The sequence below is a fragment of the Allobosea vaviloviae genome (assembly GCF_001298265.1).
GTDB lineage: Bacteria > Pseudomonadota > Alphaproteobacteria > Rhizobiales > Beijerinckiaceae > Allobosea > Allobosea vaviloviae_B.
In genome coordinates, this window is sequence record NZ_LGSZ01000069.1 from 1 (window position 1) to 8,311 (window position 8,311).

Here is an 8,311-nt window from a genome sequence, read left to right on the forward strand (position 1 = left end):
CGAGCATCTCGGTCCGGATGGCCAAGCGGGGCAAAGCCCTGCGCGGGACAACGGACCGGGATCGCGACGGCGGCGGTTGAGCGTCAGCGCCACCGGAATGGCCGGTCGGCGAGCAAGGTTCATTTTTTCTCTCGCCCCGCTTTCCGCCCTTCTGCTCAGATCAAGCTGCGACCGCCGGCATCGCATCAGGTCCGTCCGTATCGCTCGCCAGCGCTGTCTCGATCTCGACCAACTGCCGGCGTTTCTCCGCCAGCTCCTCGCCGAAGGCGAACGTGCCATCCTCGCGCGACCGATACGACGCGAGCCGGCGCTGGGCCTCAGCGAGACACTGAAGATACCGCTCCCGCTCGCCCTCAAGATCCCCGAGTGCGTGTTCGAGCCGCGACACCGCGCCAAGCGGCGTCACCGTGACCGGCAGATCGATCTCGTGCTCAGCGCCGGTACGAAGCAACATCGTCTCATAGCGATAGCCATCGCGGCCCCCGCGCTCGCCGCTGAACTCCAGTTCAAACCCGCCGATCATGGCGATCACCACCTCCCCCTCATGCCGCATCTGCACGAGGGTCAGGATTTCCCGGAGCAAGGCGCGTCCAGCCTCCTTGCGCTCGCGATAGGGTGAGCCCGCCACCGTCATCGCGAAAGCGTCGCCGCCCGTCGGCACGAGGCGCTCGATGTCGCGTCCAATCTCGCAGATACGCCTGGTCGAGACCGCGATATCCCGTTCGGCATCGCGAAGCTGGCGCCGCACAGCGAACTGATCGTCCTGATGGGCGGCACGCAGGCGCTCGAGCCGGGCGATCTCGGCCTCAAGCCCGGCCTTCTGCATCAGCCGCTGATCGCCCGACGCGATCGCTTTCGCCATCGCGAACTGGTTAGCCTGCCCCTCGCCGAGATCCTCCAGCCGGCGGATCGAGGTGTCGCCGGACAGTGCCGCCGCTATGAAGCGGGCTTTTCGCTCGTTGTTCTGCCACATCGTGGCGTCGAGCGAGCCTTGCGTGGCATAAGCGAAGATATCGACTTCGTCATGCTGATTGCCTTGCCGCACGATCCTCCCCTCCCGCTGCTCGATCTGCGAAGGCAGCCAGGGCACGTCGAGATGATGCAGGGCCTTCAGCCTGAGCTGCGCGTTGACGCCGGTGCCCATCGTCTCCGACGACCCAATCAGGAACCGCACCTTGCCAGCGCGGACATCGCCGAACAGGCGCTGCTTGGCTTCCGACTTCTTGAAATCCTGCATGAAGGCAATTTCGGAAGCGGGCACGCCGCGCCTGACGAGTTCGTCACGGATCCAGCGATAGGCCGAAAAGCCCCGGCTCTTTTCGACGCTGATCGTGCCGAGATCGGAGAAGATCATCTGCGCGGCGCCCGTCGCCTCGAAGGGCTTGCCGTCGGGCCGGACATAGGTTGCGTCCGTGGTTTCCCGCCAGATGCGTAGCGCGTTCCCGATCAGGAGGTTGAGCTTGTTCTCCGCCTCGTTGTCGTTGTCGGGATCGACCAAGCGCAGATCGATCGCGGCATGGCGGCCATCGGTGATGACCGAGAGCAGGATGTCGTCGCCGGGCTCCGGCGGCCGGTCCCGCATCTCGATCGCCTTGATGCGCTCGTCGAGCAGGCGCTGGTAGGATTTGAAGGCCGATGTCGGTTTGGCGGTCAGAATCTGACGGCGGCCGGTCGAGATCGCCGGCACCTTCACATAGCGCCGCAAATCGTCGGGGAGCACGACATCCGCGAAGGAGCGGAACATGGCGATCAGCTCGGGGACGTTGACGAAGCTGGCGAAGCGCGAGACCGGCTTGTATTTGCCCGATGGCTGCAGCTCGAGTTCTGTCGTGGTGTCGCCGAAGGTCGAGGCCCAGGCGTCGAACTCATGCAGCCCGCGCTGGCGAAGCGCGGCATGGTCCATCAGCCGCTGCACCGAAAACATCTCACCGAGCGTGTTGGTGATCGGCGTGCCCGAGGCAAGAACGAGTGCCCGGCCCGGGTTCTTCGTCTCGACGAAGCGGGATTTCACATAGAGATCCCAGGCGCGCTGCGAGCCGTTGGGATCGACCCCTTTCAGGGTCGACATGTTGGTGGCGAAGGACAACTTCCGGAACTCTTGCGCCTCGTCGACGATGATCTGGTCGATGCCGAGCTCCGAGATGGTCAGGAGATCGTCCTTGCGCGTCGAGAGCGCCTCCAGCCGCTCCTTCAAGCCCTCTTTCAGCCGTTCGAGGCGCTTGCGCGAGACGCGGTCGTCGGTCTCGACCTTGGTCAGCAGGTTTTCATAGAGTTCAAGCTCATCCTGGATCATCTGTTGCTCGAAGGCGGACGGCACGTCGATGAAGCGGAACGCCGAATGGGTGATGATGATCGCGTCCCAGGTCGCGGTCGCAGCGCGCGACAGAAAGCGGCGGCGCTTCTCCTTCGTGAAATTGCTCTCGTCGGCGACGAGGATGCGGGCGTTCGGGTAGAGCGCCAAAAACTCCCGCGCGACCTGCGCCAAGCAATGGCCCGGCACGACCAGCATGGCCTTGGCGATCATCCCGAGCCGACGCTGCTCCATCACGGCGGCAGCAAAGGTCATGGTCTTTCCGGCGCCGACCGCGTGGGCGAGATAGGTCGACCCAGTCGCGATGATCCGCCAGATGCCGCGCTTCTGATGGGGGTAGAGGGTGAAAGCGCCGCTCGCGCCGGGCAGGTTCAGATGCGAGCCATCGAAGGCGCGCGGCGCGATATTGTTGAAGCGGTCATTGTAGACCCGCGCCAGTCGGTCGGTGCGGTCGGGGTCGGACCAGACCCAACTCTGGAATGCCGCCTTGATCTTGAGCAGCTTCTCCTTGGCGGCTTCGGTATCGACAACGTTGAGCACACGGCGCTCGCGGCCGTCCTCCTTCACCGTGTCGAAGATCTGCGGAATGCGACTGTTCAGGGCGTCAGTCAGCAATTCGCCGGCATGGCGACGGCCCGTGCCCCAATCGGACGTTCCCGCCGCCAGCCAGCCGAGCTGGCGCGCATCCACCGTCCATGACGCCAGCTCCGGCATGTGGCGGATCGTGATCTCGGCGCCCATCGTCTCCTTGACGAAGGCGACGACGTCGGCTGCCGGTATCCAGGGAGCCCCGAGACGCGCAGTGATGTCGGAAGGCCCGAGATCCGCAGGCTGGACCGCGACAAGGGCGCGGACATTGCGCTCGAAGACAGGGTCGAGAGCTGCCGCGGCCTCGGCCACCTTCAGCTTGTCGCGCACCGGTCCCGACAGATAGGCGTCCGCCATCTGCCAGGCTCCGTCGGCCGGGTTCTGGAAGATCGCATCACCAAGCTCGGCGACGACGTCGGCGACATCCCGATGCAGCAGCTCCGCGATGTCTTCGAGATCGACGCTGCCACGCTCGTTCAGGACGACGGCAAGCGCATCCGTGGCGCAGGAGATGACGGGCGCCGCAGGCGGCGCGATGACGCGCTCGCTAAAGAGCGGTCCCGGTTTGGCCGTGTCGGTGTCGAGATCGTAGTCCTCAATCGAGGCGACGAGCCAGCAATCGGGATCGTCGAGGAAAGGCTGCAGGTTTGGCCGGCGGTGAGATTCGCGGACCTCGCCGATCGTCTCGTCCTCCGAGATTGAGACCGTCGTGTGATTGATCGGGCCAAAGTCCCGCAAAAAGCTCGACCAGGCGATGCGCATGCGAACCTGCGCGTCCTTCCATGGTCGGTCCTGTTCCTGGCAGCTGAGGACCTCGCGCACGGCGTCGCGGATCGGGATCAGCTTCTGGATGATCCGGACGTGCTTTTCCGGGACGCCCTCGGCGCTCCGCCCTCTCCGAACCTTCACTGCGACCGGCTGGCCGTCGATGAGCTGCATCAGCCCGCGGCGCGTATCGACGAAGTAGCTGCCCTCGCGGACTCGCGCCTCTCGCGGCGACGCTGGATTAGCGCCCGGCACTTCGCCGTGGTCGAGATCGACCACTTCCGGCTCACCGTCATAGAGACCTTCCGGAAGACGACAGATAGCGGCGTCCAACGCGGCATCGAGAGTAACGTCAGCGTGCGGCAGACAGGTGTAGTTTTCGCCGAACTGGCCTGAGGCGAGGGCATGCGTGCCGAGCACGAAGCCGGAATTGCACACGAACCAGCGATTGACGCGGATCGCGCTCTCGTCCGCCGTGGCCGTCCGCACCTCCTCCAGATCGAGCCAAGCGAGATCGCCCTTCGGCTCGCCCGGTTTCCGCTTCCGGAAGAACAGGATGTCGACGACGACATCCGTGCCGGCATCTGCACGGAAGCTGCCTGCCGGCAGGCGGATTGCGGCGATCAGATCGGCTGAACAGGCGATGTGCTCGCGCGCCGTGGCGTCAGCCTTGTCCATCGTGCCATGCGAGGTGACGAAGGCCGCGAGCCCGCCGGGCTTCAACAAATCGATCGCGCGCGAGATGAAGTAGTCGTGCAGCCGCAAGCCCAGCGAACGATAGGCGCGATCGGAGCGGACCGTGCGATCGGAAAACGGCGGGTTGCCGATGGCGAGGTCGAAGTTCGCAGGTAGCTCGGTCCGGGCAAAGTCGCCGGTGAGGATGCGGGCACGCGGCTGCAGCAGCTGGGCGATGCGCGCCGTCGTCGGATCGAGTTCGACGCCGGTGACGTGAGCGCAATCGTGAAAGGATTTCGGAATGAGCGCCGCGAACAGCCCCGTGCCGATGCCCGGCTCCAGGACCCGGCCGCCGCGCCAGCCGAGCCGCTGTAGTCCGGCCCAGATTGCCCGGACGATGATCTCCGGCGTGAAATGGGCGTACTGCGTGCAGCGCGCGAGCGAAGCGTAGTCGGCGCCACTGACGGCGTCCTGCAGCGCGCCGCCGATGGTCTCCCAGCCTTTCCGGAACGCCGTCTCGCCCGGTCGCAGGAACACGCCGTTGGCGAGGTCGGAGGCGCCGAAGCCGGTGAAGCGGATCAGCCTACGCTGCTCGTCCGACGTCGCAGGCCGCTCCTCGGCTTCGATCTTTGCGGCGAGCTGGATCGCAGCAATGCTGTCGCGGGCACGATCCTTCCAGCCTGCGGAGAGGCCGCGATCGCTGTCGAGGATGAAATTGACGCCCCGACCAAGCGCCGAGGGCCGCGTCGCGGGCGGAGTGATCCGCTGCGCTGGCGAAGGCGGCTTGGGCTCTGGGTCATCGTCGTCATTGGCTACGACGTCGCCGGCGAAGGCCGTCACGCCGAGGCTCAGGCCCGATAACAGAGCCGTGTCGTTGAAGAGGTCGATGGTGAAGGGATCAAGATTCAGGCGATGATCTTGCGCCATGGCGAATTCTCCTGAGTTCGGGCGCGCGCCGTCGTTCCCGCCAGATCAAGTCCGACGAGAGTTGCGATGGTCGCGAGACGTTGGATGGGACGGCTGGGCAGTCCGGCGGATCAGCGCCGGACCAGGGCGAGCGACAGGGCGCTGTCGGTCATCGTGATCGTGAGATGCGTCGCCGACGGCGCAGCATTGATCAGCTTCACGAGCTCGGCTGCATCGAGGAACTCGACGCCGTCATCGCCGCCAAAGTGCTGGCGCTTGTAGTGCCAGTAGTCCGGGTTGGTCTTTGGATCGCACTCCTGGGCGTAGACCACGAGCGGACGCTTGCCCTCGGCGAGCTTGCCGTTGGACATGATGTAGACGCCCTCATCGCCGACCAGCCAGAGTCCGGGCCGCTCGTCCTGGCCGGGGGTGAGGCCATGCGGATTGCGAAAGCCGCCATTGAGGACGGCGTCGATCCGTCCGCGCGTGATGACAGCGCGGACATCCGTAACGGAAAAGCTGAACATTTCCGCAGCCCATCACGCCGCGACCGCGTCGGGCAGGTAGCGCAGATGCACGGGGAGCTTTTCGCTGATCTCCGCGTCCGTCAGACCGTCGAGAAGCTTTGACGTCGTTCCATGCCGCCTGCCATAGACCGTGACGATGCGCTTGCCCTGATCGGGCGCGGGCCAGCCCTCGCCGGCATAGCCGCGATAGTCGTCATGGGTGCTCGACCAGATATGCTCCAGACGCTCCTGCCGCGTCATGGCCCGCACAGGCCGGCTCTCGCGCTCGACGATCGCCTCGCGCATGCGCCTGCCGGAACCGACATCGGCGAGATCGCAATAGCTGTGGAAGTACCGGGCCCGGCCGTCGATCCACAAGGTGAAGAAGATGCTGGTGATCGAGCCGGTCAGGAACTCGCGCAGCGCGAACATATCGACCGCCAAGATGACTGGCGGCAGGACCTCGAACATGTAGTCGTGCTCGGCCTGGCCGATCTCGAACCACTCGCCGGCATAGAGCGAGCTGCCATCATTCCGTCTACGATCCGGCCGCTGGGCATGGCGGTCGAACATCCGGAACATCTGCCGCCGGTCGGCGACGCCCTGAAAAACTTTGCGGATCGGAGAGAAAGCCATGGGCGGGCTCCTGTGGTCTCGTCAGACCGGAGCGCGGCTCATCCTCGCGACATCGCCATCATCTTCGGCTCTTCCTGACCCCTCCCCCGCGGCCGCCTCCCTGATCGGCCGGGTCAAGGGCCGGCGCAGCCGGGCGAAGCGTCACCCTTGATGCGGCCGGCGGGCATGCGGCAGGCCTCCTCTCCTCTCTCGTCTTTCCGCCTCCTCCCCTACCTTCTCCCTCAAAGCGTCGTTCCAATCATCGCTTGGCGGCTTGAACCGGAGCCAGTCGCAGCCGGCAGCCTCGGCGATCTCACGCAGCCGGCCGGCATAGGCTTCGCCCTGGCTGTTGGCGTCCGTCGCCGCGACGAGTTTTGCTCCAGGACGAGCAGCGAGCGTTTGCAGCGCGGCCTGAGTCGCCGGCGACCAGCCGCCGCCGGTGCTGAGGTAGAGGCTGCCGTCCCGCAGCCCCTCGATCGCTGCGAGGCTCATGGCGTCGATCGCCGCCTCGGTGACGCAGAGCCTCAAGCCCTCGGGCGCGCCGAGCCGGAACAGCATCTTCGCCCCACCGGTCGAAAAACCGCGCCATGCGGGCCCGCGCTCCTCCCAGCCGGTGACAATGCCGCCGTCGTCGACATGGGCGACCCACACGCTGCTATGCGGGCCTTCCCGCAGCCGGTCCTGACGGATCGCGGCGCGCAGCACGCTTTCGGGGAGATGGCGTTCGTGACGCAGGTAGCGCCAGGTGGCGGAGCCCGGCCGAAGGGCTCGCCGGGCGCGCCAGCGTTCGGCAAGAGAGACAATCGGCCGCTGAGTGCGCGGTCTCTGGGAGATGGGTTCGGCCGGTCGGAACCCGACGAGCTCGGCCGCACGCACAAGCGCTTCGGTGAAGGCGACGCCATCCAGATGCTGGATGAGCGAGAAGACATCGCCCTTGGCCTCCGACAGCGGATCGAACCAGCCCCTGCCCTCGTGGATCACGATGACAATGTCGCTGCTGCGCCGGTGCTTGACGGCGCGGCGCGTGCTCTCTTTCAGATCGATGGCGAAGCCGGCTTTCTCCAGCACCGCCGCGCACAGCACGCGCCCCTTCAGTTCCTCGAGTTCTCGTTGCTCCATCATCTTTCCCGGCGCCTTACGTCCGGCCTTTCCTGCTGCTTCGTCCCTCCCGCAGATCTTGCGGGTCCAAGCCCAACCGCCGCGAAGAGCGGCGCCTGCAAGGGCGCGGATCGACAGACGACGGGATGATGAGATCGATCGCCGGCGGCGCAGCCCCCTTGCGGGCGACTGCTCGCCAGCGGCACTAAGGGCCGGCTCAGTGAGCCGGCCGGCGATCATGGGGGTCGAATTCGTGAATGACGCGCAGGTCGTCTGCGTCGTCGATCTCGTCGCTCGGCAGCACTCCGTAGGCGCCATCGATCTGGAAAACCGTGACCGCGACCATCAGCGTGCGGGCGAGTGCGAAGGCGTGGCTCTGGGCAAGGACAAGATCGTTCGACATCGTGGGGCTCCATCGGGAGCGGGGCAATTCCCGCTCGATGGCTCCTCGAAGGGCCGGGGCCGGTCGCGATCACCGCGAAGGCGTCAGCCGCAGCGGCGGCACGCTCGCGTAGCCGACCCCTTGCGGGTTGATCGTGGAAGATCCGGAACTGGACCAGGACGCCATCGCAAAAGAGCGGGACTGCGCTGCTCTCGGTGGTCCGCCCGTTCGAATGAACCGCTGGACCGGCCAGCTCCCTGGCTCGGGCGCTTTACGCCGGATCAGACGCTTTCAAATTCCGGATTGGACGGTTATAGATTCCAGATTGGACGCTGAGCCGACAGGCGCTTTGACATGTACCCACGCCATGCCGAAAGCCGCATTCGCGAAGCGCTGACCGACACGCGCGTCGTCGCGATCGCAGGACCGCGTCAGTCGGGCAAGACCACGTTGGCGCGCAAGATC

5 protein-coding genes are annotated in these 8,311 nt (G+C 65.8%); all 5 read right to left on the reverse strand.

All coding sequences use genetic code 11. The features are described from left to right. Positions 1-160: 160 nt before the first annotated feature. The 5 genes from AE618_RS23305 to AE618_RS23325 all read right to left on the reverse strand — a co-directional run bounded on the left by AE618_RS23305 (position 161) and on the right by AE618_RS23325 (position 7,867). Complete coding sequence (locus AE618_RS23305; RefSeq protein WP_054211471.1) at positions 161-5,266, reverse strand: N-6 DNA methylase; 5,106 nt, start codon at positions 5,264-5,266, stop codon at positions 161-163. 110 nt (positions 5,267-5,376) lie between these two features. Next, positions 5,377-5,772, reverse strand: a complete 396-nt coding sequence (locus AE618_RS23310; RefSeq protein WP_054211472.1) for a DUF3085 domain-containing protein — start codon at positions 5,770-5,772, stop codon at positions 5,377-5,379. 12 nt (positions 5,773-5,784) lie between these two features. Then, complete coding sequence (locus tag AE618_RS23315) at positions 5,785-6,387, reverse strand: DUF1419 domain-containing protein (protein WP_054211473.1); 603 nt, start codon at positions 6,385-6,387, stop codon at positions 5,785-5,787. A 141-nt stretch (positions 6,388-6,528) separates the two neighbouring features. Further along, positions 6,529-7,704, reverse strand: a complete 1,176-nt coding sequence (locus AE618_RS23320; RefSeq protein WP_349236450.1) for a DUF3991 and toprim domain-containing protein — start codon at positions 7,702-7,704, stop codon at positions 6,529-6,531. Further along, a complete protein-coding gene (locus AE618_RS23325; protein WP_054211474.1) occupies positions 7,682-7,867 on the reverse strand; it encodes a hypothetical protein in 186 nt (61 codons plus the stop codon). Before AE618_RS23325 ends, AE618_RS23320 begins: the two co-directional genes overlap by 23 nt. Positions 7,868-8,311 lie beyond the last annotated feature (444 nt).

Coding starts and splice junctions, on each gene's coding strand:
- AE618_RS23315 (WP_054211473.1), bottom strand. CDS start 6,387: ATGGCTTTCTCTCCGATCCGCAAAGTTTTTCAGGGCGTCGCCGACCGG.
- AE618_RS23325 (WP_054211474.1), bottom strand. CDS start 7,867: ATGTCGAACGATCTTGTCCTTGCCCAGAGCCACGCCTTCGCACTCGCC.
- AE618_RS23320 (WP_349236450.1), bottom strand. CDS start 7,704: ATGATCGCCGGCCGGCTCACTGAGCCGGCCCTTAGTGCCGCTGGCGAG.
- AE618_RS23310 (WP_054211472.1), bottom strand. CDS start 5,772: ATGTTCAGCTTTTCCGTTACGGATGTCCGCGCTGTCATCACGCGCGGA.
- AE618_RS23305 (WP_054211471.1), bottom strand. CDS start 5,266: ATGGCGCAAGATCATCGCCTGAATCTTGATCCCTTCACCATCGACCTC.